Below are 23,805 nucleotides of genomic sequence, written 5' to 3'. Positions count from 1 at the left end.
GGTTAGGGTTTGATACGAATCACGTTGCGATCGGTCACGATTACCATCGCGGCGGCATCCAGCAGTTCGACGCGCTCGCCCGATGGCAACACACTGCCCTGACGATATGTCTTGGTGTCCGTCCCTGCCGCAGACGCCACAACCAATCCGTCGCGCGTCAGTGCTTTGAGCCCGATTTGCTGCGCTGTCATTACGATCAGCGGCTTCACGGCCTCGCCGGCACTGGCCGCGACCGGCGCTTGCTCGACCGGCTTGGTGACGATCTTGCGAGTAGCCTCTGCCTTGGCCGGAGCAGGTTTTGCGGCTGCGGCCTTGGCCACTGGTGCTGCTTCACGCGTCGGAGTCGGTTTCGGCGCCGGCTTTTTCACGGGCGCGGGAGCGTCCACAGGGGCAGCCTTGGGGGGCGGTTCAACTACACTGGCTGCCTGGGGTACAGGAGCAGTTTGCGGCGCGGCGGCCGGCGCGGCGGCTGGAACAATCGGTGCGGCGCCTGAAGCAATTGCGGCAAGTTCGGCGGGCAAGGGCGATGCCGGGGGGAGGGTTGGTTCGTGAGTTTCAACCGGCGCCGGCGTCTGCCCCTGCCCCGCCACCACGGGCGCATTGGCCGCCAACGCTGGCATCGCAGCCGCGGCCATAGGTGCGCTCGCAGCGGTAGGCTCAAACGGATTGGCCGGCGCCAGCGCATCAGTCGGCGCCGCTGCCAACGCACCCTGGGCGGCGTCGGGATTCTGTGGGCCCGGCAGCGCGGTCTCGGTCGCGGCAGGAGAGAACCCTTCGGGCTCCGGGTCCGCTGTGCCCATGACGTAGTAGGCGCCCCCGCCGATCCCGGCAAGAAGCACCAAGCTCGCTGCGACCGTGGGCAGTAGAAGACTGCGGCGAGCGGGTTGCACTGCTGCAGCGTGGCCGTCAATCACGTCCTCGGGTGCGAGGCTGATGGTCGCTTCCCCACCATAGGGTTCGCCAAGATTGTCTTGAATGATTGATGCATTGATGGGATCGAATGCCTGATTCACGTACTCGCCTCCAGCGTTGAGTCTGCTGAAAGTCTACGGAAACCAAGTCAAGCGATGGCGGCGTTAAAAGGCCGATAACCGCTCATTTGAGTGCAGAAACACTGCCGATTCTCGTGCTACCGGTCTTCGGACGTCGGAGCGCGGACCTCGAAGCCTCCCGTCTGCGCATCCGTCTCCACGACTGAGTAGCCGCGCGAGCGCAGCATCGCCGCCATCTCGCGGCGAAGGGCTCTCTTGATGATCGAGGTTTCGGTGTCACGAAAGGTTGTGCCCGCCAAAAACTTCAGGATCGCAGCGTCCAATGGGTCCACCTGGAGCAGTTTGGGGGTCGGCTTTTCGCGCGGCACATCCCAATCGAACGCACCGATCGCTGAAATGACATGCTCTCCCCGTCTGACGTCCGCTGCAGACATGGATGAAGCATCGGACGGGATGGATTTTGTTCGTGGCATAGAGGCGTCGAGAGCGTGCGAGTACGTCGCCGAGCGTGGCTCCGCATTATAAGCACTGGCGTGAAATAGGGCTGGATTGCGGCTAATAGTGCTTTATAATATGGCATTATATACAGTAATGTAGCATTCCCTGTGGAGGCTTCCCATGACCACCTCGAACTACAGCATCCCCACGTCGACGCTCGCCGCCCAGGAGTTGCTGAGCGTCTTGCAGCTGCCCACGCTTGATGCGAATACGATTCGGGCCATCGGGCAAAAGGAGGGCATGGAGTTCAAGCAGGCGCTCGTCGATGCGGCAAATCAGGCCCCCAACGCCGAAGCCCGAATGAAGTACCTCAAGGCGCTGCTCACGGCCTGCGCACCACTCACGCGAGACACGATTGGCGCCCTTGGCTTTGCCATGCCGGATTTGGGGGCCTTGATTGATCTCTCGAAGCAAGAGGGGCATCTGTTCGCCGGCGCCGTGCGTGGCATGAGAACCGAGAACGCCGATCCGGCCAGCCTTGAGGCGGCGCGAAACTACCTCAAGCGAACGCTTCGCACGATCTGCGAACCGCTGCCGGCCGGCAACGAGGCGCCCGCTCGCGCACCGCAGGCCGAACATCGCCCTGCACAACCCGCGTCTTCTGGATTGCACAATCCAGGCGCTCCAACGCCGCCCCCGGATAACGTGGCGCAATTGCCCCGTCGTGAGCCGAGCAATGCGCCAGCAGCCACCGGCGAAGCAGAAGGTAATGGTCGCAAGTTTGTCAGCTTCCACCTGTATGGGGGCAAGGCCGCGATGTGCTTCTCGCTCAACACAACGCGCAAGGGCAACTTCCCCACGGTCCAGATTGAAGCTGCGGCTGCCAAAGGCGAGAAGGTCTATGACTGGGACAAGAAAATCAGTTTTCAACTGACCATTGCCGAGTTGCCGCTCGTGTTTGGGGTACTTTTCGGCTTCTCGTCGCGCATTGAGCTGTCCGGGCATGGCGCGACCAACGACAAGGCCCTCATCATCGAGGATCAAGGCAACAAGTTCTTCATGTCGATGCGCGTGCGTGGCGGGGGCACGTTCGCACTGCCCGTGCTGCCGAAGGACACCTATGCGATCATGGCCATGATTTTCGGGCAGATGAAGGCGAACAACCCCGAGTTGAGCGACACGCAGCTGATGATGCTCGCGCGGCGTGTGTGCGAGAAGACAGCGACGCCGGCGCAAGCGCCCGCTCGCGCAGCCAACGGATGATCAAGACTCCGCTAACCCTTTCGGGGCGGCTCAGGCCGCCCCTGCTCGTTTTTGCCGCCGCCTTGTGCGGCTTTTTTGCGTGGGGTTACGGACTCACCCCGTTTGCCGCCCTTGTCGTGCCACTCTGGTTCCTGAGTGCCTCTCGCTTGCAGGCGTGGCTGATCATGCTCGCCTATTTCATGGCCGGTTCGCGCACGATCCCGCTCAGTAGCGCCGTCTTCTTCGAGCAAGGCACCAACATCGGCTTCGGGCTGCTCCTATGGTGCCTCAGCGCCGCACTGCTTGCCGCGCCTTGGGCCTTGTTCCGACCGCGCGCCCCCCTCGCTGGCCGGATCGCCCACTTGATCGTGGCGATCGCCCTCTCAGTCCTTCCACCTCTCGGCCTCATCGGTTGGACCAACCCGTGGCTCGGTGCGGCGCTGATCGTGCCAGGACTCGGATGGTGGTCTTTGATCCTTGGCTTTGCCTTGCTCGCCCTGTGTGCCTATGTGCCGCGCGGACGCCCACTGCGCAATCTGGCCGGCGCGTTCGCGGTGGTCATTCTCGCCTCGGCAGTCGGGGCGAAGCGGGATCTACCGTCGCCCCCGAGCCAATGGATTGGGGTGGAGATGCACGCCGGCAAGGCTCCGGAGAGTGCCCCTGAGCAACTGGCCCGACAACTCGCCGTTGTGCAGGCCGTCGATGCTGCGCTCGCACAAGGCAAGCAAGTCATCGTGCTGCCAGAACAAATCCTTGGCACATGGTCGGACACATGGCGCTACTTCCTGGATGCCACCATCGGGCCAGCCTTGCGTGACTCAAGCGCGACGCTTGTGGTGGGCGCTGCTGTCCCGACCGGACAGGAAGCGCGCACATTCAACGCGATGCTCACCTTCGACGGGCAGTCGTGGGCGCAAGCCAATGCCCGGTTCGCCATTCCCGTGTCGATGTGGAAACCGTGGCGACACGACTCGACCGAGGTCGAATGGCTCACCAGCGGCATCTACGAAGTCGGCGGCCAACGAGTCATGCTCAGTCTCTGCTACGAGGATCTACTCGTCTGGACCACGCTCGTCAGCTTCGCTCACAAGCCGGACCTCATCGTGTCGATGGCGAACGCCTGGTGGGCGGGTGGCGGGCCCGCCATCCTGGACATTCAGCGCGAACACATCGAGGCGTGGGCGCGCATTTTCAATGTCCCGCTCGTCAGGGCGCTAAACGCCCCTTGAAACACCGCCGAAGTGCGGCACTCTAGGTGCATGGATACCAAACGCGTGAACCACGCCCTCGCTGCCTTTCGTGCCATCGGTGCCGCCCGGAGGCGCTACGGCCAAGCGCGGTTGGAACTCGGCATTTTTCTGGAGCATGTTCGCAGCACAGAGGCATGGCGGCTGCGGAATGAATCGTTCGCCTCCTTTTTGGAAGAGGAGCGCATCAACGATAAGGCAGCCTATCAGTACATGCGGGTGGCGCGGCGCTTCGCGCTGGAACTTGCCGTCGATGACGGCACCTTGGCGGAACTGGCGATGGTGAACATGACAACGCTCGATCTCGCCGCGCGGGTCGCCACACCCGACAACCTCGAGGAGATCCTGGCCATCATGACCACTCTCAGCGAGCGCGACGCGCGCACTGAGCTCGAGGCCATTGAGGCGCAGATGGATCGCCAGCCCACGGGCAAGCGGCGCGAGCAGCGCGTCGAAAAGGTGCTGCGCCTGTACCGCGAACTCCCCGACGATCAACGCATCGATGTGCGCAACGTTCTGCGCGTACAGCCCGAGGTCAAAACCAATGCACGCCACGACTGACGCCGCCGCCGACACCGAGGACCTCTACCCGGCCAAGGCGCTCGCGCGCGCAGGCATTGTTCGCCCGTACCAAGTGCTCTTGTGGGTTCCGCGTAAGTACCGGGATTTCACGACCATCCACTCCGCGACCGAACTGCACGCACACATCGAACGCAAGGTGCTTTTGCGGCTGCACATCTCCCGGCCCGCGACGACCATTACCGACCCCCAAACCTTGAAGACCATGAAGGGGCGATTTCGGGCATGGGTGGTCGATGACACTGGCCGGGAGCACAAGCTCACCGTGTTCGGCGCGCTTCGCTTTTCGCCGTGGAATCGCTTCCCTGTCGGCGCCGAAGTGCACATCGAAGCCAAGGTGACGGAATTCAACGGGCAGTGCTACCTGAACGGCCCGGAAGTGATCCCGCCCGAACACGTCGGGCGGCTCGTTCCGATCTACTCGGGAAAGGCCGGCATCATCGGCGCCGAAGCGGTCGGGCGGGCCGCCACGTTTGCCATCGGCAGTCCCCGCGATGTGGCCGATGCCTGTATCGCCATCCGTCAGGCGTTCGGAGCTGACAGCGAAGAGTCGATTCTGGCCGCTGCAGGTATAGGGGGCACCCTAGAAATGTTGCTCTACCAACTGCATCGACCGGTTTCGATGGAGGCGGCTGATTGGGCGCAGGCAGCAGCGAAGTCGCTGGCCGTTGCAAGCATTCACCATTGCGCGGCGCAGATGAGCGAACGCCCAATGCGCATCCAGTCTTCGATTCGGATCGAGGACTCGGAGATCGACCTGGCGATTCGCGCCCTGCCCTTCTCGCCTACACGCGGCAAACGCTCGCAGGAAGCTGCGATGCGGGAGATCGCGCTTCTGCTGGCCGAGCCGCGCCCGATGGACGCAATCCTCACAGCCGACGTAGGGGTGGGCAAGACGCTCTGCTACATGATCCCGGCCGTACTGGCTCGCCGCCGTGGGGCCAAAGTGGCAATCCTCGTTCCAAACACGCTTCTCGCCGACAACATCGCCGGAGAGTTCCGGCACTGCTTCCCCAATGAGCCGATCGCGCTCGTGACGGACGCCCATAAGAAGGCTGCTATCGCCTGGCACGACAACCCCATCCTGATCGGCACCACGCGGCTCTTTACGGTCACCGCAAAGCAGCGCTGGCATCCCGACTTACTGGTGATCGACGAGCAACAGAAGCTGTCCGCGGAGCAGCGTGAGAAGCTCTGCGTACGCGACACCAACGTGCTCGAAGCCTCGGCCACGCCCATGCCGCGCACCCTTGCCTTGCTGCGCTACGGCAACAAGGCGCAGATCGAGGTCGACGTCGCTCACGCGAAAAAGAACATCGTTACCACAATCGTTGCCGCTGAGGAACGGGCGATGGTCTTCGGCTGCATGCGCGACTTGATCGCACGAGGCGAGCAGGTTGCCATCATCTATCCGCGCGTCCAGGCCTCGAAGGAGTCGGACTCGAAATCGGTCGTGGCCGCAGCACAAATGTGGGAGCGACATTTCCCCGGCAACGTAGTCACCATTCATGGCCGCATGGCCGACGCCGAAAAGCTCGAAGCCATGCGTCAGGCAAAGGCGTGCGAACGCCAACTGATCGTCGCCTCCTCCATCGTCGAGATCGGCGTGACGATACCGAAGTTGCGCGGCCTGATGGTCGTCAATGCAGATCGCTATGGGGTCAGCACCTTGCACCAAATGCGCGGCCGACTGGCGCGGCATGGTGGCGACGGATATTGCTGGCTCTACCTGCCCGATGAGGTCGAGGAAGAGACTCAGGCGCGCGTGGGGCTGCTCGAGCGCACGACCAACGGCTTCGCGCTGGCCGAATACGACATGGAACTGCGCGGATTCGGAACACTTTCCGATGAGATCGGCGGAGCCACCGAGAGTGGCACCACACGCACGCTCTTCAGGGGAATCGACCTCAAGCCCGAGGATTTTGCGGATCGCGCCAATTGAGGATCGCGATCGAGGCCGCAGCGTAGGCCAGCAACACCCATAGGGTGTCGAACCAGAACACCTCGAGGCGTGGCGGAATGAGGATGAGGCCGAGATAGAAACCGGCCAGCACATACCAGACATCCGTCATCGCCCGCTGCACTGCCTGACGTTGCAGCAACCATGCGGCGGCAAGCGGGATCATGAGGACAGCCACGCGCAACGCCATCGCTTCGTGCATGAGCAGCAGCGAGAGGTACGCGAAGGTCGAGGGATTATTCGGCAGTGTTTCCACGGTCAAAGGCCTGTTGGGGAAGGTTCTTGAGAACCTTCTTCGCGTAGGCAATACGCTTGTCCGACGATGCGGCGTTGTACGCGCCAACCGCCGTCCACGTGTTGCCGTGGCGCTGCATGTTCTGCGACAGGATCCAGCCCGCCACGTCGAGGCTCACGCATGGATCGAACAGGTGCTCTCGCGTAATGCCGAACTTGGCGAGCTTGGGATACCAGAACGAGTTGATCTGCATCATTCCGACGTCTTCCGAGCCATTACTGTTGCTGCGGTTGATGGCGCGCGGGTTGAGGTTCGATTCGGTCTTGGCGATTGCATACAGCATGTACGGATTGACCTTCCACTTCCGCGCCGCCGTTTCCCATGTGCAAGCGGCTTCACCGAGCTGGTGCTTCGGCGGCAACTCTGCACCATTGGCGTGAACGAGAAGCGGCGTCGCCAAGATCATCGCGCAGAGCATCATTCGCATAGCGTTTTCATATCCCTTGAGGGGTGCGGCTTAGCCTGCGCTCAGAACGAGCACGAGGGCAATTCCCAGCGCGAGCCCGACCACAGCGGTTGCGACGCGAGCGAAACGCCCTGCCGCGTCCTGGGGGGCGTGGGCCGGCAAGTCTTTAGAGAAGGGGACAACGCGCCGGCCGAGCGTGCGCACCGCGGCGCTGCGTTCGTCGTGTCGGGCGAAGTCGACCATGATGAGGTTTTGGCGAGGTTCGGTGTTCATGTCAGTCTCCTTGTAAGGCATAGAGACAGAAATACCGCACCTCGCCGTCACTTCAAGCCCCATTCGGCGCGGGAGCGGCCGTACTCAGGGCCAACAAAGCCGACAAATCATCGGCGTCCAACTGAACGGACTCGTGCGCCGGGCGTGATTCGATCTCAGGATTCGGTACCGATATGCGCCCGCCGTGCGGTGACATAGCGCCGGTCGCCTTGCCCTCATCGACCTGGGATTCGAGCACTGCGGCCATGCCCTCCCCCAACAACCCTGCCCCACTGCGGAGCATCTGAAGGATCTGGCCGCGCCGCCGCATGTGGTTCGATGAGAGCTGGCTCAAGATGGCATACAGAGCCGGATCCTCTTCCTGCGGCACGCGCAGGGAGAGTCGGATAACACGCTCTTCGCTCATGCCGGCAATCCGGCACGCTGCGCAGCAAAGGCCGCTGCGTTCGCCATCTGCTCACCCGCGTACTGGAAGCCGCGAACATTCGCAAACATGGGATCGCTCGCAATGATGATCTGGTGATTAGGGAACTTCTCCTGCAGCACGTCTCGGAAAAAGCTCGCGCCGCCACCGACCAACACAATGTTGTCGATGTCTGCGCCGCTGCCGACCTTGTTGGCAAGGACCGCCACGAACTGGCGAGCCTTCGCCTTACCGAGCTCGATGAACTCGGCAATCGGAAATTCGCGCCCGAAGAAGCGGGGATTGGTCCCGTTGCGCAAAGCATCATCGATCGCTGAGTAGTCCGTGAGTTGCTCGCCCAGCTTGCGGCTGATCGCCTCCCCCATCGCAGACAGGACAGCCGACATCCCGCCCGAGTGGGCGCCACTGCGTGCATTGATCATCTTCAGTCCCTGCGCGACCACCCAATCGAGGGTGTAGTAGCCCGGATCGATCAGCAGGTTCATTTGACTCTTCATGCGCCCGTAGAGGTTGTTGCGCACCGCGTGATCGAACAATCCGCCGATAGGCTGCGGCAGCACTTTGACGTCGGCCACTTCGACGTTGCGCCATCCGTCGTTGCCGTTCGGAATGCGGTGCTGCCCGAGCACACGAGCCGTCAGTGCGGCTTGGTTGGCCTCAAATGTATTCACCGGCAGGCCGACGACAAGGACATCGATGTGCGGGACTTCCATATAGGCGATCGCGCCGCGAACAAGCGCGAGATAGGTGTCAGTGAGCGAGTAGGCCGGATCGAGAATCCGCCCATAGCTTGCGTCCTGGGCCAGCCGGGCATCCTTGCCAACCTCGTAGCGGACGCTGCCGATCTCGATTACGTGCGTGTTGCGACGCTGAAAAACGCCGCCGGACAAATCCGGCCCCGCCGATGCTTGTGGCGCGATTGATGGAAACGAGGCGGACACCACCTCGTCGCCGGTGTTGTGGAACATGGTGTATTTGGTATTGCCGTAACCGACATCGATTGCGCGGACAGTCTTCTTGTTCATGGTTTCGCTATGCCTCGGGTTGCGGGTTTCAGTGCGACCAACGATAGCGCGCCGTCGCGGATCTTTCCGGCACTTAAAAGCGCGATAAGCCGCCATTTGCCGATCACCGTCGCGCAAGCTCGCGCCAAGCGACGCGAAAGCTCGCAGCGGCGGTGCCGAGATGCGCCACCCGCTAACGGCGACGCGAAAGCTCACGCCAAGCGCCGCGAAAGCTCGCAGCGCCCAGCGCGGAAGTCGATCCGCTTTTGCAGCGTCGCGAAAGCTCGCGCCATTTGACGCGAAAGCTCGCAGAGCCCCCACAGTCTGGTGGAACGCCCCGCCGCTCGGCGTGGCCATGCAAACGGGACGGTCGACGTAATCGGAGCTGGTTTTCCCTAGCCAGTTGGTGGGGTGGAATGCCCTTTGGGGGGGCGCTATGCAAGGGGCTAATGAAATACGGCTACAAGGAGAGTGATCGCAGAAGCACGGCCCTGCGCGGCTTTGCCGGGAGGTGCAGGAAGCGAATCGTAGGGGTGACAGGAAATATTACGGAGAGGCGCGGTTGACATCCGTTCAGGGCGCGAGCAGCATTTGCACCGTCATAGACCGGTCAGCTGCGACCGCAAGGCAGCCGAACAAAGCCCGGCACAACGTCCGGCACCCGTAGTAGTCGCGCAATCCCAAGCGGACAACCGCGACAAAGCCTCCCCGGAGGCACCCTCTCCCCCGTCGTATCAGGACTCGGTTCGCAGGCATCCGCTTGTGCAGCCGGATCGAACTGGCGCAGGCCTCGCTCATGGCCGCGCACACCGCCGACCGCATCGCCAACCGGGCAACGGACCGCGACACGGCAGTGGTGTCCGAACGAGCGCGCATCCATCTCGCAGCAGGAGAGCGGGACATCGATGCGGAGCGTCCGAGGCGGCAACGTCTCACGCTCATGGGCAGGACAGGACGATAGGGACCAGCGCAGGCCACGGCCCTGCTCTACCGCGCAGCAGGACTCGATGGGATCCCTCACAAGGCGGCCACGTCGAGATCGGACTCTCCGGAGCCGATAGCGCGGCAGAACGGGACACTGCACTGAGTCGCCAGTACAGGCTGGCACCCCCTCCCACACGGTTGGAGCTACGGCTCGCAACTGCATCGCCGGACACTCTGCACCGGCAGCGTCACCGCACCTACCAGGCGGCGACGATTGAGAAATCCGATACATCTACCGCGGCAACATGGGAGTTTGGGCTGACCACGCGATCAGCCGGACTGTACGGCGACCGTCGCAAACGAGATCCCCTGTGGTGGCAGCAGGGAACGACGACTCGGGTGGGTGTGAAATGAATTTCAGGGGATTGGACCATCGAGCCTCCCCGCTTGGCTCTTCCTGTCGTGATCAACGGCAGGGCGCGAGAAGCCTGTTTGGGCTCTCGGGTCGGGATGTGACGGAAACGACGCAACCGGCAAGCACGCAGACGCTTACGTAATGCCTATGTCGATGCAGTACCGGAGGATCTCCGGGCGGTGGTAGCCGCGAACGATCGAGCCGCTGCTCAGGCCTGTGTGTCTTCTGAGAGGACAGAGAGGAGTGGGCAGCGGGAGGAAGGGTTTGTAGCGAGGTGAAGAATGGAGTTGGAGCGCGAGTTGGGCCGGGAGCATTTCCGTGGCTGGAAGGATGAGTTGACCTACCTGCTCTCGACGAAGGGGCGGGTGACGGCTCGCGACCGTAATGGTTTGCCGAAGCCGGTGAGCAACGCGACGCTGGAGAAGCGCCGCAAGGTGCTCTTCCAGTGCATCAACGAACTGCATGGGCTTGGGTACCGGATCAAGAGTCTGAAGGCGCTCAAGCAGCGGCATGTGCGCGCGCTTGGGACGAAGTGGGCCGAGGATGGGCTCTCCGCATCGACGATCCAGAACCGGATATCGCTGCTTCGGACGCTAGGCGACTGGATCGGTAAGCCGGGGATGATTGGGGCGAGCGAGGAGTTCGTACCGGACCGGAGGTTTGTGCAGCGCACGACCAACGCGCAGTACGACCACTCCTGGAGCGCGGCCGGGGTAGATGCGGAGCGGCTCATTGGTTTGGTGTCCGCTTACGACGCCCGCGTGGGGATGCAGTTGCGGCTGTGCCAGGCGTTCTACCTACGGCGTCAGGAAGCGGTGATGTTCCGTCCGCACCAGGCCGACCAAGGGACACACATTGTCGTGCGCGACGGCACCAAGGGCGGGCGCGAGCGTGTGGTGCCTGTGGAGACGGAGTACCAGCGCAAGGTTCTCGACGAGGCCAAGGCGATGGTTCGCGGCGTGCGCTCGAGCGTAGCGGACCCTAGTCTGAGCTTGAAGCAGGCGCTGGATCGCTTCTCGAACGTGTGCGCGCGCTTCGGCATCAGCAAGAAGGGGCTTGGCGTGACAGCGCACGGGCTGCGGCACCAAGGCCTCAACGACCTGTTCGAGTCGGTGGCCGGCGTTCCCTCCCCGATCCGGACAGAGGGTGACATCAAGGCGGCGATAGACACGGTAGGCCGGGACCAGATCGATCTGGCTCGGGCTCGCGTGAGCGAAGCGGCGGGCCATGCACGGCTCTCGATCTCCGGTTCGTACATAGGCGGGCTACTGGGCCGCAAGACGGAACTGAGTCAGGAAGAGCAGAAGCGCATGGATGACTGGATGCGGTTCATGAAACTGAAGTCCTACACGGTGCTGACGGCGGCGGAGGAGCAGGAACTGCAGTACCTGCGCAAGCGGCTGCTCAACGAGTTGAACGAGGCTGCCGGCAATGCGGGCGTGGATTGCGCAATCCACGAAGACGTGTTCGATCCGGACAAGGACGACTGCGACGCGGAGGACGAGGGTTCTACTGATTCCCCCTTGGACGCGCAGGACTGACGCGGCGTGGATTGTGCAATCCACATCAATTGACAACTCGCAGCACCGTGCCTTGGGAGGCATTGATGAACACAAAGTCTGAACGCGACACCAACCCCCTGCCCTACCTGTCCGCCCTGCCGGAAGCGATAGCGGCCACCCGCAAGCAGGTTCAAGCGGATCTGCAGGCGCTTGCGGATGCGGAGGGGCGCACCTGTGTAATGTTGAGCAGCTCCTTGCTGCCGATTGGGCTGGGATCTGGCATCGAGTTGCTCGTGGCACACGGGGAAGACGGTGTACTGCGGTATGCGACGTCGCTTGCCACGCCCGAGTGCTTGGATGATCTGCACAAGTGGCTGATGCCGCGAAGAGAGTTTGGCCCTGCGCCCGCGGCGATGCTAACGGGGATCGAGATCGTGCCGATTTCTGACGGCCAGCGAAGGGGGCTGGATTTGAATGGGCCGAGGAACCGGATCAGCGTGAGCGATGGACACGGACTCACGCAGGCGGGCACCTTGGCGTTGAACCTTCTCGGGTTCTGGCCGGAGGAAACGGACTTCAATGCGGTCGTGGCGCGGGATGACGAGGCCGATGAGGACGCGGGGACGTGTGTCGCGGTCTATCTCGACGGGGAGCTAGAAGACGACGAACTCATGCTCGCCAAGAACCACATGGTCGTACGTGCGGAGTTCGCCGACGCGGCGCTCGTCTATCTGGAGCACCTGTTGCGGCGAGACGTACGGTGCATCGGGTACACAACGACATCTTTCGCTATTGCGCCACGAACGAAGAACGCGAGGAGGCGCTGCAGCCGATGACAGCGGCCGAACAGGACAACGAGGATGGCGCGCTGCGCGAGGTGTATGGACATACAGCAACCGGAGAAACGTCCAACCGCCCTCCCCTCTGGCTTGGGAATCGGCGATTGAGCAAGCAACCAAGACAGGAGGAAAGATGACGACGAGAGCACAAGGCGCGAAGCAAGAGAACTGGCGCAAGCCGACCGCAGCGGACAAACAGCGCGCGAAGTGCGTGGCGCGCAGCGTCTTCGAGCCGGGCACCTTCGAGGTTGCCTGGAACGCGGAATGGAACTGCTGGGCACTGCACGGGCATCGGCACATCCTCACGCACGTGAGCGAGATCCGGGGTAGTTGAGCAACACACATTCCTCTTCATTCCCTTCGCGCGGCTCAACCGATCCCGCGCGTCGAGGCGCCCCAAAACACGTCGCCAAAATCCCCGGTTACTGCATGATGTCCGATCCGTACGCTGTGGGCTCCTTTAACCCGCTCATGGAGCACATCATGTCCAAGGCCACGCAAAAGACCACGCACACCCAGCAGCAGCTCGACCATCGGAACAATCAGCGCAATCCGAACTACGGGACCACGGGCACCAACCCCGCAAACGCCAAGGTGAATGGCAACCGGGGCAAGCAGCTCAACCCGAACCAGAAGTAAGGCCCCTGCCGCCCTGGGTGAGCCTCGGGGCGGCCCTTTTCCCATGAAGACATCTGCGACGAACTACGCCTTCCCCTCCCTTGGCCGAGTGATCCGCTTCGCGTTCGCGGCGTGCGGCGTGTTGCCACGCAAGCGGGGTGACCGTGATGGGCTGACCGAACAGGACAAGAAGGGCATCCAGAAGCGGCTGCAGCGCTTGGCCGCCGAAGACGGCGATCTGCTCGAGAATGGCCATGCCGCGATTGAGGAACTCGACGCGCTTCTGGCCGGCACGGTCGCCCCTGCGAAAGCGAAGACCGCACTCGACGGTGTTCTGCTCGACCTGTTCGACGTCTACAACGCAGTGGTGCGCTCCGAGGGCACCTTCCTGACCGAGCGCGACACCATCGGCTGGTTTTGCCGTGCGTACGCGATCCCCCGCCTGGCCGCCTCGGTCAGAAAGCACCTCCTGCGTCTGAACGTTGCCGGCGAAGGCCTGCGCACACCGTCCGAACCGGATTGGTATCTGCCGACCGTCACCGACAAGGGCATCCAGTGGCCGCTGGCGAAGGCCTTGCATTGGACCTACGGGGTGTGCGACACCAATCAGACCCATTTTCACTTCCCCGGCATGAGCGCCCGCCGTGCCTGTCCCGAGCAGACACAGAATCTGGAGAACGCGAGGGAATGGTGCAAGGGCCGAGGCACGCCTTCGTGGAACAGCCTGCACTGGAATGTCTCGCGTTCGCTCGAGCGGCTCGCGTCGGTGGAGGACAGCAAGTACCGGCGCGACATCCCCGCGGCGCTGCGCGAGAACATTCACCTGGTGCTTTTCGTTGCGCGCCTGAGCACGTACGTGGGCAAGGCCATTGCCGAGGCGCACGGCGCCGACTACCTCGCGCAACTCGTGGCACAGTACCGGCGCCATGAATCCTGGCTGGAACCCGACCTCGCAGTCTTTCGACAGGAGGTGGATCGCTACCGCGTCGAGATGCTCGGAACGGGGCTCACGGCCGACGAGGCGTGGGACGAGATCTCCGAGCACTACTGGCGATGGTTTGCCGAGCGCTCGGTGGCCTGCGGAACAGAAATGCAGTACCTGCTCACCCAGCATGGGGGCGCCCCGCTGGCAGAGGATACGATCGAGGCGTTCATCGCGCGCTATCGTGAGTACCCCGTCCGCTCCTTTGTCGAAGGCCTCGCGATCTGCGGCGAGGTCAAACCGCCCCCGGGAGTCGTGGAGGCGTTGCTGGAAGGGTTTGAACTCAAGGCCCGGCCGGACAGCAGCGATGCGGAGATCGATCGCTACGAGGCGCCCCTGATGCACGACGACCTTGCCGCGCGTCTCGCGTGGATGGTGCCGTGGCTGCGAGGCGTCGTGCGCTATCGACGGGCCGAGTACCGCGCAGCCTTCCCCTACTTCGAGCAAGCCTTCGAGCGGGCCAAGTACAGCGCGGGAAAGAATCAGTACAAGCTGGTGAATCAGTACATCGAGCTCGCGGCCAAGGTGGATCGCTGGGGGAGCTTCAAGAAGGGGGTCGAATGGGCGAACTACCTCGGCCAGCCTGTGCGCTGGCTGCGCGACAAGGCACCCACCGAGGAGAACCTGCTCTTTGTGTTCGAGGTGATGAAACGGGCGCAATACGCGCAGCTGTGATCACGCGCCTCACCCACCGCTGGCGTCCGCAACAGATATGGTATGGCAGGCAAGGAAATCGTCTCTTGCGGCGAGAGGGCCATATGGCACTCTGAATCTCGGACCACCTATGGGGAGCAGGATGACGCAGCGATGGAAGCAGGTTCATCAGCCGGAGGACCCCTCCTGGTTGGAATGGCACCGAGAGGTCATGAGTCGGCGCATCGGGCGCAGCATACTCAAGGTCTGGCTGAGCCTCTCCGGGGATTGGAGGGCATCGCTCGCGCGACCGAATGGCGACTCCGCCTCGACCACGCTGGATGACGAAACGGAAGGCGATGCCAAGGCGTCGGCGTTGCGCTGGGTGCTGGCGCAGTGATCGCGAAAGCGTGACGCCCACAGACGATCGAGATCAGGAGAACACATGGACATAAGCCGTTTCTGCGGAATGCACCTGCCGCAGCAATATGCGCGTGCGCCTTCGCGTTATGAGGGATTCGTGTACGCCACGGATGGTCGGATCGGGGTGCGGGCGCCCGTTCATACGGTGTCCGGTGCCGACAGCATCGAACAGGGCGATCGGTCGCCGCTGATTCCGCTGTTCGAGCGCTTCGATGCGGATCGTTACGACTGGCACCCCCTCCCCCCGCTCACCCCGACGCAAGGACGCCGCTGCGGCACGTGCGAAGGCACTGGACGGGTCACGCCCTGCACGGACTGTGACGGCGAAGGGGAATTCGAGCACGGGGCGCACACCTATGGCTGCAAGCACTGCGACGAAAGCGGGGTGCTGCCCGTGCATGACCCGCAGGAGTCGGCCCGTCCGTGCGGCGAGTGCGCCGGATCGGGCGTGGACAGCCATACGGGCGTCGAGGTCGGCGCGGGCTTCTACGCGCTGCGCTACCTGAGACTCATCGCCGAGGAGTATCCCGACGCGGAGATTGGCGTGCCGTACAATGACCCGGGCGAGATGGCGATGTGGCGCGCGCCGGGCGTGATTGGCGCGCTGATGCCCATCCGCCGGTAAGGCGCACCGCGTCCGCACAGGACGGTGAACGCCGCCCTGCCCGCGCGGGGTATGTTCGCCGTCACGCTCTTGCGCGATCGGTGCGTGGGGCTCCATCGACGATCATGTCGAACGGGGCCATCCGCCATCCGCCACGGGGCTCATAGAGCTGGTCGACGGCCTCGATGAAAGACGCCGGGGGCGGCATCACCTTGGCCCACGGATCGTCGATCCGGTATCGGTTAGATCGGCTGATGCGACCCGTAATGAGCGCCGAGCAGGCCTGCGCCAGCTCGAGGGTTACTACGACGTCTTCGATGTCGGCCGACACCCTGAGATCGCCGATCGCGCCCTCGAAGAGTCTGGTCACGTGAACGCCGGCGGCGAATCCGGACGGGATCTCGCCGACGGCGAACGGCACACGCGACTGGAGCCAGCGCAGTTGCGCCGCGTATTCGGAATCAGTGCGCACGGCCGTTGGCACGTTGAGCGTGCCTGGGACGCCCTTCATCGGATGGTCCGGCTTGGCGATCCAGGCTCGAGCGAGGAAGCCGATGATGTCCTTGGGTTCGTCCTCGGCACAGCACTCCCCGTAGAAGTCCCCCGTGCCGCAATCGAACAGCACCATTCGGCGCAAGTACCGCTTTCCGGGCAAACGAGGGTTTAACGGGCTTTTCTGCCAACGAATTGTCCCGTCCTTGAGGATATGGTGGTGCTTCGACACACCGACGAGCAGGTTCTGCTCGGCCGCAGGACCGATGCCCCATTTGTACGCACAGGCGTCCCCATAGCTCATGCTCAGTCTCCAATCGGATGGACACAGATCCGCGGCTACGCTCGAAGAATCCACTCACCTGAAATGTAGCCCACCCCGCGACGGTTGGCGGGAGAACAGGACAACACCACGACGCGCTGCGTTTCACCCCTTGAATCGGCGGACTGGCGTGACAGTCTGGACGGATGACGAACACCGCGGCCGCGACCGGCGCGGCAAGACGAGGAAACAACGGATATGGCTGACAACTCGCGCATCGAATGGACTGACGCGACCTGGAATCCGATCACCGGCTGTAGCGTCCTGACCGCCGGTTGTACGAACTGCTATGCGATGAAGCTCGCCGGCACGCGCCTGCAGATGCACCCGAGCCGGGCGGGACTCACCGACCCGACGGCGGCGGGACCGGTCTGGAATGGCGAGGTGCGCCTGAACGCGGAGTGGCTCGACATGCCGATCCGCTGGTCGCGCCGTCGAATGATCTTCGTCTGTGCCCACGGCGACCTCTTCCACCCGTCCGTACCGGACGCGTGGATCGACACGGTTTTCGGCATCATGTGGGCCTGTCTGTACGGACGCAATGGCGAGCCGGGGCATATCTTCCAGGTGCTCACCAAGCGCGCCGAGCGGATGCACGCCTACCTGAGCGTCGATCGGCGTGAAGCGTGGGCACGCGCCGCGGTGCGTTTCGGCGGCGGCCACGACCCTGATGGCCTGTACGATCAGGTTGCGCTCGCCGATGGCCCGCATCCTCGCATCTGGCTGGGGGTTACCGCCGAGAATCAGGCAACCGCCGATAACCGCATCCCGCTGCTGCTGCACACCCCGGCAGCCGTGCGGTGGGTGTCAGCGGAGCCGCTCCTGGGGCCGCTCGATCTCGCGGCCTACCTGATGTGCCTGTGCGGCAAGTGCGGTGGCGACGCCCCGCTGCATTGGGTGGTCGCCGGCGGCGAGTCAGGCCCCCGAGCGCGTCCGATGCATGAACAGTGGGTGCGGGGTCTGCGCGATCAATGCGCCGAGGCGAGCGTTCCCTTCCTCTTCAAGCAATGGGGAGAGTGGTTGCCGATGGGGCAACAGGAGCGCAGCCGCGAATACCCCGAGGTGGTCGCCGACCGGGCCAACGGTGCGCCTGCGTCCGGGTATCCCGACACGCGCGTGCATGTCTGGTCGGACGGCACGGAGAGCTACCGGGCGGGTAAGCGCAGCAGCGGGCGGCATCTCGATGGCGCGCTGCATGACGGCTATCCGGTGCAAGGCCTTGCCGCGGGAGCGTCGTGACGCCATGCGCCGGTTCAAGCAGTACGGCAAGCCTGGGTGGCACGCCTACTCGGTGCGTTACGCCGACGGGCGAGAGGAAGGCGTGGCGACCTGCGCCTACAGCTACGGCATCACCAACGAGGAGCGCGTGGACATGGCCCGACGCATTACCGCCGCCCTGAACGCCACCGCGCACCTCACCGTCGAGCAGATCGAGGCGTTGGCAGAGGACGAGGAGAAGAGTCGATGACGCAAAGAGACATCGAATCGGGACGGCCCACGGAAGAGGAAGCCTTGCGGGCGTTCCATGATTTCTTTCGCGACAACTGCGAAGGCCTGTTCTTCCACTTCGGCCAACAGGCGGTCGATCTCTACAACCGGGCCTCGGCAGCACGCGGCGCGGGCAAGGGGGAGTTGTCCTGGCCGAAAGAACGCGACGTCGGGCGGGTGGGCGACATGCATCCGAGCGCGCATCTGCGGGTCGGGCTGGATGCGGACAACGATGTCTACGTGTCCGTGTGGGACAACGAAGGCGGCGGGAGCGTGGAGTTTTGCTGCCCCGGCGCCGGCGGCGGGAAATCGGCACGCACACGGGAGGCGCTGATCACGCTGATGGTGGCGATCGAGACCGACAACGCCGAGTTTCCGCGCAAGGACTGGTGGGCACTGCGGCGCGCGCCCGCTGGTGAGTGAAGAATGTGCCAACACGTGCCGACACGGGCGCGTGGCATCGACAAACGAGAGGCAAGCATGCTGGAACTGAACAGCCCCCAGAAGCAGTGGGCGATCGCTCACGACGCGACCGATCTCACGGGCATGTTGTGGAACGACCAACTCTTCACTTTCCGCTCTCACGCCGAGCAGGAGATTGAGCGCATTCGGAAGCTGTGCGACGAAGAAGGCGAACCGATGAGGGATGGGCAGCTTTACCCCGTGCTGGTGAAGGTCACCGTCGCGCTCTGCACGAAAGAGGAGACCGCCGCTTACGATGCCGAGCAGACAGCCTGGCTGCACGAGCACGGACAAGCGACGAAGAGACGACAGCCGGCGCAAACGGCCGTGTAGCCCCCCTTCCCTCCTCTTTCCCTGCACTCTTTCTCGATGGAACCTGCCGTGACGAAACCCCTGTCCGAACTGATCTCCAAGCGCGTCGACGTCGCCCTCGCCCACCGTTTCTGCCTCGAACTGGCTGATGCCGAGACCGGCCAGCCGCTATCGGCCGCACAACGACGCGCCAACCTCACGGTCCTTTTCGGTGAGATCGCCAAAGGTATGGGAGTGGAGCGTTTCGCCGAGACGCCGGTCGAGCGCCTGGACCAGTTCGCGGTGATGTCGGTGGTGAAGAACCACGACACTGCAGGCCTACTGAGGAGTCTCGTGAACAGCTTCATGATCGCCTACGCCAATCCCGAGACGTCAGACGAAGCGTTTCAGGCATTGCGCGAGCTCGAGGCGCTGCGCGCATCGATTGCGGCTGCGCGCGGGCTGGCGTCACCGAATCCGAACTTGCCCAGCGCGATGGCGACGCCGGGTTCCTGAGCAGGCACAGACGCCGGCGGAGCCCCTCAGATCGCCAAGCTGCGCTCGGGTAAGATCACGCGAGGAGGAGAAACCATGGCAATCGATCTGAGTTTCCTGCCGAGCGTCATCTCCGCAGCGTCAGGCCTCGGCGGCGTGTGGTTGGGCGGTTGGCTGACGACGAGGCGCGAAGCGGAGCGGGAGCGGGAGCGTAGTGAGAAAGAATCCAAGTATCTCGGGATCCTCGTGCTCGCGCACCTCGACCGCTTTGCGCGCCAATGCCTCGAGGTGTCATACGACAACGGAACGATTCAGGGCCAGCCGGCGAGCGATGACGGGATCTACCACCAGTTCACCGTCATGGAGCCGCGATTTGAACCATTGGAGCTGAAGGTCGATTGGAAGGTCTTGCCGGCCGATTTGATGTACCACATCCTGAACCTGCCGTATAAGACCGAGCAGTTGATAAATCGGGTACACGGCGTACGCGAATACGATGAACCCCCGGAGTACACGGAAACATTTTGGACGCGGCAACAGGGTTTCGCAGAACTCGGTCTAGAAGTCTCAGCGCTGGCTCGCCAGCTTCGGCAACAGCTTCGTTTGCCCACCGAGCCCCCTACGTTCGGGGGGCCGAGCCGGGAGGACCTGCTTAGGGCGCAAAGGGACAAGATCGCGAAGGCACGTGGGGACTGGGAGCGCCGCGTCTCAGCCAACGATTCGCACGAACCCACACCGCCTCCGGATTCGATCGGACCATAGAATCACGCGCGCACCGCGGCGAAGTCCGACCGTCGAACTGGGGCCCTCGCCCATTGGGGTCGCTGCGGCAGCGTCCCCAACGACTGCAACATCACCGGTCCTACCTTCGCGGGTCACTTCCTCTGTGCACTCGTGAATTGACACGGCCGTATGCGCGTAGAGTATCGTTTCGCACAAACAACTAGGGATGCGTTTGCGGTGGCACAGGGAACAGAATCAGTCGCACTCTACTGGGATTTCGAAAATCTTCACGCGAGTCTGGTCGACCAGAAAACAGGGCCGGGCTCTTATCACGCAAGTCGTTACCGTCCGCAGGATCCGCTGATCGATATCGCGACGATCATGGAGTTCGCGCTGTCGATCGGGCCGCTTGCCATCAACCGCGCGTTCGCAAACTGGGTGTCGTTCAACCGGTATAAGCACGATCTGCTGCAGTCCGCCATCGAACTGATCCAAGTCTTCCCACCAGGAGCTGCGGCCAAGAACGGCGCCGATATCAAGCTGTGCCTCGACGTCCTGGACGATATGAATCGCTTCCCTCACATTGGCACCATCATCGTGGTCGGCGGCGACAGCGACTTCATGCCGCTCTCGTACAAGGTGAAGGCGGCAGGCCGCACGCTGATCGGCATCGGTAGCATGACCTCGACCAACCAGCATTGGGCGCGCAGCTGCCATCAGTTCCAGTTCTACGAGACTTTGCTCAATCCGGCTGGGACTTCCCCGGCGGAAGGGATTCCCACCGTGTTGCCCCCGGCGTCCGAGCCCGCGCGTGTGGAAAGCGCCGGTCACCCAGCCACTGTCGAGCCGGAGCCGCACCCCGAGGAGCGGCCGTTCTGCCCGCCCGAGGAGGCTGAGGAACTGCGCGAATTGCTGGTGATTGCGGCTGATACGGCCACACGCGAGAAAAATGCCCGAGAACTTATCAGCAAGGCGATCTCGCGTCTCGCGCAGAGCCGGGGCGACCCGTGGGTGCAGAAGGCCGGGTTGCGGCCCTACATGCAGCGGATGGACCCGACGTTCCACGAATCCAACTTCGGCTACTCGAGCTTCTCGGAGATGCTCAAGGCGATGGGTGACATCGTGGAAACGCGTCGTGGAAAGTTCGACCATGAGCTGCGTTTGCGTAACGTCCCGCAGGCGCAACTGCACGGGACCTGAGCGCACTTCTCGGCCCCCATGAGCAATCACCCGGATCATCAACTGCTGCCGGCACCCGAGGTCCGGCCGCTCGCAGAACTGATCGAAATGCGTCCGTTCGCTTGGGCGACTCGGTCATTGGGTACGGCCGGCACCTTGCTCGCGCTCGACCAGCAGGGAAAGCGGTTCAGCGAGGTGATGGCGAGCACGACGGTGCTGGTGAATATCCAGGGCGACAGCGGAATACATGTGAATGGCCGCTCGCACTTGCTCTTCGAGCACCAGGCTATCGTGATACCAGCGGGCATGCGCCTCGACATTGAACCATTGCCGCGCGCGAAATTCCTGCTCCTTCCCACGGGCACGCTTGAGCCGGAGCTTGCCGCAACCCAGCCTGAGCTGGGGCCCTTATGACCAAGCCGAAACCCACGCCACCTGCCCACGAGTTCGATGTCGAAGACTATCTCGATCGGTTCGCGACCATTGTCCGCGCGACGCCCGGGGTGACCGAAGATTGGATGGTCGATCCGTACTGGTGCGGCAACCGCTGGGCCCACGCCATGATCTGCGGTGCGCTCGTGCGCGCCGTGCCTGAACATCTGACCCCGCTCGTGGAGGCGGCAATGTCCCGGGAATTCAGGCCGGACATGACGATCATCGACAGCGGGCGTAACGAAATCGCAGTGATTGAGTACGAAAGCTTGAATTCGTCGGATATGCGCTTGATCACTCGCGACGTGCCCCGATTCGCCGAGGGTTACACGCTAGACGGCGAGTGGCCGCTACCGAAGCTCTGGCTCATCATCAGCACGCTGCCATCGATCGCGATCAAGGGTTGGCCCTGGCACGCGGTGAACAGGTTGGCAGAACCGGCGAACAACAAGGCGAACAAGGAGAAGCGCGACGCGAACCCCCTCGCATTTTTTCAGGCAAGGATGCACGCCGCGTTGGAAGAGCAGTGGGCGAAGGTCGGTGGCCGCCTCAAGGGCTTCGAGGAATATGGAGCACGATTGGTTTGGGCCAATATCGACCGCAACGAGCTCAAGATCCTCAATGTGAACGGCAAGGCCTCACAGGAAGATGAGGCCTGGCGCCTATTTGGAAATTAGGCGCCCTACTTCGCCGGCGCGGGCACTGCCACACTCACCTCCGTTGATGAGGGGATCGCTGCGCTGTCGAAGACCCGAAGTGTGAAAGTCGTGGCTGACCTGTCGCTTGGGGGACGGGTAATCTGGAACATGCTGCTACCGGGGTGCGGCGTCAGGGATAACTGGTCGCTTCTCGGTATGTCATTCACCCACTGCGCATGAATCGGCGGACGGCCGCCGCCGTAGACGAGGTTGAACGTCGTTCCCGGCACCAGCGTCACGGCATTCTGGGCCACCGCGAGCGGTGCGAGCGATGCGGGGGCCATCGCGCAACCGTCCTTGAGATCCCCGATCGCGTTAACTGTGGATTTCCACAGGACATCCATTCCCTTTACGGCCTCGATCTGCTCACCAACGCTTTCCGGCGTTTCGGAGCAGTCTTGTTGTTGTTGTTTTTGTACGTCGCCGTCTCCAGCGACTCCAGCCCACTGGGAGCTTCCCGAAGCCACCAAGCTACCAGCGATTGATGACACGCCCGTGCCCGCGTTTAAGATCGCATCCAAGTTTGGCCGCTGCGCATTGAGTTGGCTGTTGAGCTCCTCCAGAATGCGTCCGCCCGTCTTCTGCAAGTCGGAACCGATCGCAGCATCGAGCGATTTGATCGTATCCGGTAATCCAATCGCCTTTGCGTGAGCCGACCTGAACTCCCCAACAAGCTTGTCGCCGAGAACCTGTTTGCAGTTCGCCGACTTAACAGCAGGTGCGGCCTGGGTGACACGCTCCTTCAGGATATGAGCTTGCTCATAGACACCGATTACCGCGTTGCCACGGTCCATCACGCACGTCAGGGCAGAATGAGCGCCCAAATACAGCTGCTCGGTGCTCGGGGCAGCGAACAGTTTCCCCGCTGTGTACGATGCTCCCCCTGCCAAGGCGAGGTTCTTCGCGCCGGCGCCAATCGCCGCCTCATGCACTCCCCTTACCGCAAAGGCAGTCACGAAACCGAAAGTAAAGAGATCCAATCCGCGACTGGTGAATGTGGTGTCATCGAGCTTGCCCTTAACGCTCTTTCTCGACGTCTCAAGCTTCGCTATGGACGACACCACCGTAGAAAGTTCTTTGCACCCTTTGGTCTCCTTCCCCTTGGGACAGAGTTGCTGCGTCTCAGGCAGGACATACGGATTCACATACGCGCATGACGAAAGAAGGGGAAGAAGGCCCAATGGGCAAACCAAAGCACGCAGTCTCATTCTCAGTCTCCCTGAATATTCTTGTTCGGTTCATGCGTATGTACTGATTTATAGACTGCGCTGTATGTCATGCAAAGTGCGATCGCGCGGCCGACGGCACCGTTCCGCGTCGAATATTGCGGGACAAACCGCGGCAAAGAGCCGAGGGCCGTCCTATGCGCCGATCCTAACGACAGCCGCCGCGTTTGCCATCTGATGCAGGTTCCGCGATTCGG

General features: G+C 62.8%; 29 protein-coding genes. 20 read left to right on the top strand and 9 right to left on the bottom strand.

The window, feature by feature from the left end:
* Window positions 1–2: 2 nt before the first annotated feature.
* Complete coding sequence (locus tag GO615_RS17095) at window positions 3–1,013, bottom strand: hypothetical protein (RefSeq protein WP_169130229.1); 1,011 nt, start codon at window positions 1,011–1,013, stop codon at window positions 3–5.
* Window positions 1,014–1,129: 116 nt separating this feature from the next.
* On the bottom strand, window positions 1,130–1,426 hold the full coding sequence (locus GO615_RS17090; protein WP_169130227.1) for a hypothetical protein: 297 nt from the start codon (window positions 1,424–1,426) through the stop codon (window positions 1,130–1,132).
* 184 nt (window positions 1,427–1,610) lie between these two features.
* Here GO615_RS17090 and GO615_RS17085 point away from each other — a divergent pair, with 184 nt between their 5' ends.
* From GO615_RS17085 to GO615_RS17070, 4 genes are read left to right on the top strand one after another with little or no spacing between them, the layout of a single operon-like run.
* Window positions 1,611–2,693, top strand: a complete 1,083-nt coding sequence (locus GO615_RS17085) for a hypothetical protein (RefSeq protein ID WP_169130225.1) — start codon at window positions 1,611–1,613, stop codon at window positions 2,691–2,693.
* Window positions 2,690–3,901 (top strand): carbon-nitrogen hydrolase family protein, encoded by a 1,212-nt coding sequence (locus tag GO615_RS17080; RefSeq protein WP_169130223.1) that lies wholly within the window; start codon window positions 2,690–2,692, stop codon window positions 3,899–3,901. Before GO615_RS17085 ends, GO615_RS17080 begins: the two co-directional genes overlap by 4 nt.
* 45 nt (window positions 3,902–3,946) lie before the next feature.
* Complete coding sequence (locus tag GO615_RS17075) at window positions 3,947–4,480, top strand: hypothetical protein (protein ID WP_246262336.1); 534 nt, start codon at window positions 3,947–3,949, stop codon at window positions 4,478–4,480.
* Window positions 4,464–6,440, top strand: a complete 1,977-nt coding sequence (locus tag GO615_RS17070; protein WP_169130219.1) for a DEAD/DEAH box helicase — start codon at window positions 4,464–4,466, stop codon at window positions 6,438–6,440. The genes GO615_RS17075 and GO615_RS17070 overlap by 17 nt, the downstream gene beginning before the upstream one ends.
* Here the strand turns inward: GO615_RS17070 and GO615_RS17065 are convergent.
* From GO615_RS17065 to GO615_RS17045, 5 genes are read right to left on the bottom strand one after another with little or no spacing between them, the layout of a single operon-like run.
* Window positions 6,406–6,714 (bottom strand): hypothetical protein, encoded by a 309-nt coding sequence (locus tag GO615_RS17065; RefSeq protein ID WP_169130217.1) that lies wholly within the window; start codon window positions 6,712–6,714, stop codon window positions 6,406–6,408. The genes GO615_RS17070 and GO615_RS17065 overlap by 35 nt on opposite strands.
* On the bottom strand, window positions 6,695–7,180 hold the full coding sequence (locus tag GO615_RS17060) for a lytic transglycosylase domain-containing protein (RefSeq protein WP_169130215.1): 486 nt from the start codon (window positions 7,178–7,180) through the stop codon (window positions 6,695–6,697). The genes GO615_RS17065 and GO615_RS17060 overlap by 20 nt, the downstream gene beginning before the upstream one ends.
* A 30-nt stretch (window positions 7,181–7,210) precedes the next feature.
* Window positions 7,211–7,432 (bottom strand): hypothetical protein, encoded by a 222-nt coding sequence (locus tag GO615_RS17055; RefSeq protein WP_169130213.1) that lies wholly within the window; start codon window positions 7,430–7,432, stop codon window positions 7,211–7,213.
* A 52-nt stretch (window positions 7,433–7,484) separates the two neighbouring features.
* Complete coding sequence (locus tag GO615_RS17050; protein ID WP_169130211.1) at window positions 7,485–7,838, bottom strand: hypothetical protein; 354 nt, start codon at window positions 7,836–7,838, stop codon at window positions 7,485–7,487.
* Window positions 7,835–8,881 (bottom strand): PRTRC system protein D, encoded by a 1,047-nt coding sequence (locus GO615_RS17045; protein WP_169130209.1) that lies wholly within the window; start codon window positions 8,879–8,881, stop codon window positions 7,835–7,837. The genes GO615_RS17050 and GO615_RS17045 overlap by 4 nt, the downstream gene beginning before the upstream one ends.
* Before the next feature lie 1,599 nt (window positions 8,882–10,480).
* On the opposite strand from GO615_RS17045, the gene GO615_RS17040 reads away from it, so the two are divergent.
* The 7 genes from GO615_RS17040 to GO615_RS17010 all read left to right on the top strand — a co-directional run bounded on the left by GO615_RS17040 (window position 10,481) and on the right by GO615_RS17010 (window position 15,821).
* The gene (locus GO615_RS17040; RefSeq protein ID WP_169130207.1) at window positions 10,481–11,740 is read left to right on the top strand and encodes a phage integrase N-terminal domain-containing protein; all 1,260 of its coding nucleotides are present in this window, start codon (window positions 10,481–10,483) and stop codon (window positions 11,738–11,740) included.
* Window positions 11,741–11,805: 65 nt separating this feature from the next.
* The gene (locus GO615_RS17035; protein ID WP_169130205.1) at window positions 11,806–12,537 is read left to right on the top strand and encodes a hypothetical protein; all 732 of its coding nucleotides are present in this window, start codon (window positions 11,806–11,808) and stop codon (window positions 12,535–12,537) included.
* 136 nt (window positions 12,538–12,673) lie between these two features.
* Window positions 12,674–12,874, top strand: a complete 201-nt coding sequence (locus GO615_RS17030) for a hypothetical protein (RefSeq protein ID WP_169130203.1) — start codon at window positions 12,674–12,676, stop codon at window positions 12,872–12,874.
* A 149-nt stretch (window positions 12,875–13,023) separates the two neighbouring features.
* Window positions 13,024–13,179 (top strand): hypothetical protein, encoded by a 156-nt coding sequence (locus GO615_RS17025; protein WP_169130201.1) that lies wholly within the window; start codon window positions 13,024–13,026, stop codon window positions 13,177–13,179.
* Window positions 13,180–13,222: 43 nt separating this feature from the next.
* Window positions 13,223–14,815 (top strand): hypothetical protein, encoded by a 1,593-nt coding sequence (locus GO615_RS17020; RefSeq protein WP_169130199.1) that lies wholly within the window; start codon window positions 13,223–13,225, stop codon window positions 14,813–14,815.
* A 190-nt stretch (window positions 14,816–15,005) separates the two neighbouring features.
* Window positions 15,006–15,173 carry a hypothetical protein gene (locus GO615_RS17015; protein WP_169130196.1) on the top strand — a complete coding sequence of 56 codons (168 nt, stop codon included), beginning with the start codon at window positions 15,006–15,008 and terminating at the stop codon, window positions 15,171–15,173.
* A gap of 45 nt (window positions 15,174–15,218) precedes the next feature.
* Window positions 15,219–15,821, top strand: a complete 603-nt coding sequence (locus GO615_RS17010; RefSeq protein ID WP_169130194.1) for a hypothetical protein — start codon at window positions 15,219–15,221, stop codon at window positions 15,819–15,821.
* A gap of 61 nt (window positions 15,822–15,882) precedes the next feature.
* Here the strand turns inward: GO615_RS17010 and GO615_RS17005 are convergent, their stop codons facing one another.
* The gene (locus GO615_RS17005) at window positions 15,883–16,596 is read right to left on the bottom strand and encodes a hypothetical protein (RefSeq protein ID WP_169130192.1); all 714 of its coding nucleotides are present in this window, start codon (window positions 16,594–16,596) and stop codon (window positions 15,883–15,885) included.
* Window positions 16,597–16,812: 216 nt separating this feature from the next.
* On the opposite strand from GO615_RS17005, the gene GO615_RS17000 reads away from it, so the two are divergent.
* The 9 genes from GO615_RS17000 to GO615_RS16960 all read left to right on the top strand — a co-directional run bounded on the left by GO615_RS17000 (window position 16,813) and on the right by GO615_RS16960 (window position 22,361).
* The gene (locus GO615_RS17000) at window positions 16,813–17,853 is read left to right on the top strand and encodes a DUF5131 family protein (RefSeq protein WP_169130190.1); all 1,041 of its coding nucleotides are present in this window, start codon (window positions 16,813–16,815) and stop codon (window positions 17,851–17,853) included.
* Between the two features lie 4 nt (window positions 17,854–17,857).
* Window positions 17,858–18,082 (top strand): hypothetical protein, encoded by a 225-nt coding sequence (locus tag GO615_RS16995; RefSeq protein WP_169130188.1) that lies wholly within the window; start codon window positions 17,858–17,860, stop codon window positions 18,080–18,082.
* Window positions 18,079–18,525 (top strand): hypothetical protein, encoded by a 447-nt coding sequence (locus tag GO615_RS16990; protein WP_169130186.1) that lies wholly within the window; start codon window positions 18,079–18,081, stop codon window positions 18,523–18,525. The genes GO615_RS16995 and GO615_RS16990 overlap by 4 nt, the downstream gene beginning before the upstream one ends.
* 57 nt (window positions 18,526–18,582) lie before the next feature.
* Window positions 18,583–18,897 (top strand): hypothetical protein, encoded by a 315-nt coding sequence (locus GO615_RS16985; RefSeq protein WP_169130184.1) that lies wholly within the window; start codon window positions 18,583–18,585, stop codon window positions 18,895–18,897.
* Between the two features lie 48 nt (window positions 18,898–18,945).
* Entirely contained in the window at window positions 18,946–19,371 is a 426-nt protein-coding gene (locus GO615_RS16980; RefSeq protein ID WP_211167196.1) for a hypothetical protein, read from the top strand.
* A 75-nt stretch (window positions 19,372–19,446) separates the two neighbouring features.
* A complete protein-coding gene (locus GO615_RS16975) occupies window positions 19,447–20,112 on the top strand; it encodes a hypothetical protein (protein ID WP_169130182.1) in 666 nt (221 codons plus the stop codon).
* 198 nt (window positions 20,113–20,310) lie between these two features.
* Window positions 20,311–21,273, top strand: a complete 963-nt coding sequence (locus tag GO615_RS16970; protein WP_211167195.1) for an NYN domain-containing protein — start codon at window positions 20,311–20,313, stop codon at window positions 21,271–21,273.
* Window positions 21,274–21,291: 18 nt separating this feature from the next.
* Entirely contained in the window at window positions 21,292–21,666 is a 375-nt protein-coding gene (locus tag GO615_RS16965; RefSeq protein ID WP_169130178.1) for a hypothetical protein, read from the top strand.
* A complete protein-coding gene (locus GO615_RS16960; RefSeq protein ID WP_169130175.1) occupies window positions 21,663–22,361 on the top strand; it encodes a hypothetical protein in 699 nt (232 codons plus the stop codon). The genes GO615_RS16965 and GO615_RS16960 overlap by 4 nt, the downstream gene beginning before the upstream one ends.
* Before the next feature lie 5 nt (window positions 22,362–22,366).
* Here GO615_RS16960 and GO615_RS16955 read toward each other — a convergent pair whose 3' ends face one another.
* Window positions 22,367–23,590, bottom strand: a complete 1,224-nt coding sequence (locus GO615_RS16955; protein WP_169130173.1) for a hypothetical protein — start codon at window positions 23,588–23,590, stop codon at window positions 22,367–22,369.
* Window positions 23,591–23,805 lie beyond the last annotated feature (215 nt).

It is taken from the genome of Aromatoleum evansii (assembly GCF_012910805.1).
In the GTDB taxonomy this organism is placed as follows: domain Bacteria; phylum Pseudomonadota; class Gammaproteobacteria; order Burkholderiales; family Rhodocyclaceae; genus Aromatoleum; species Aromatoleum evansii.
The sequence above is the reverse complement of the archived record's forward strand: the minus strand, read 5'-3'. Positions and strand labels throughout refer to the sequence as shown.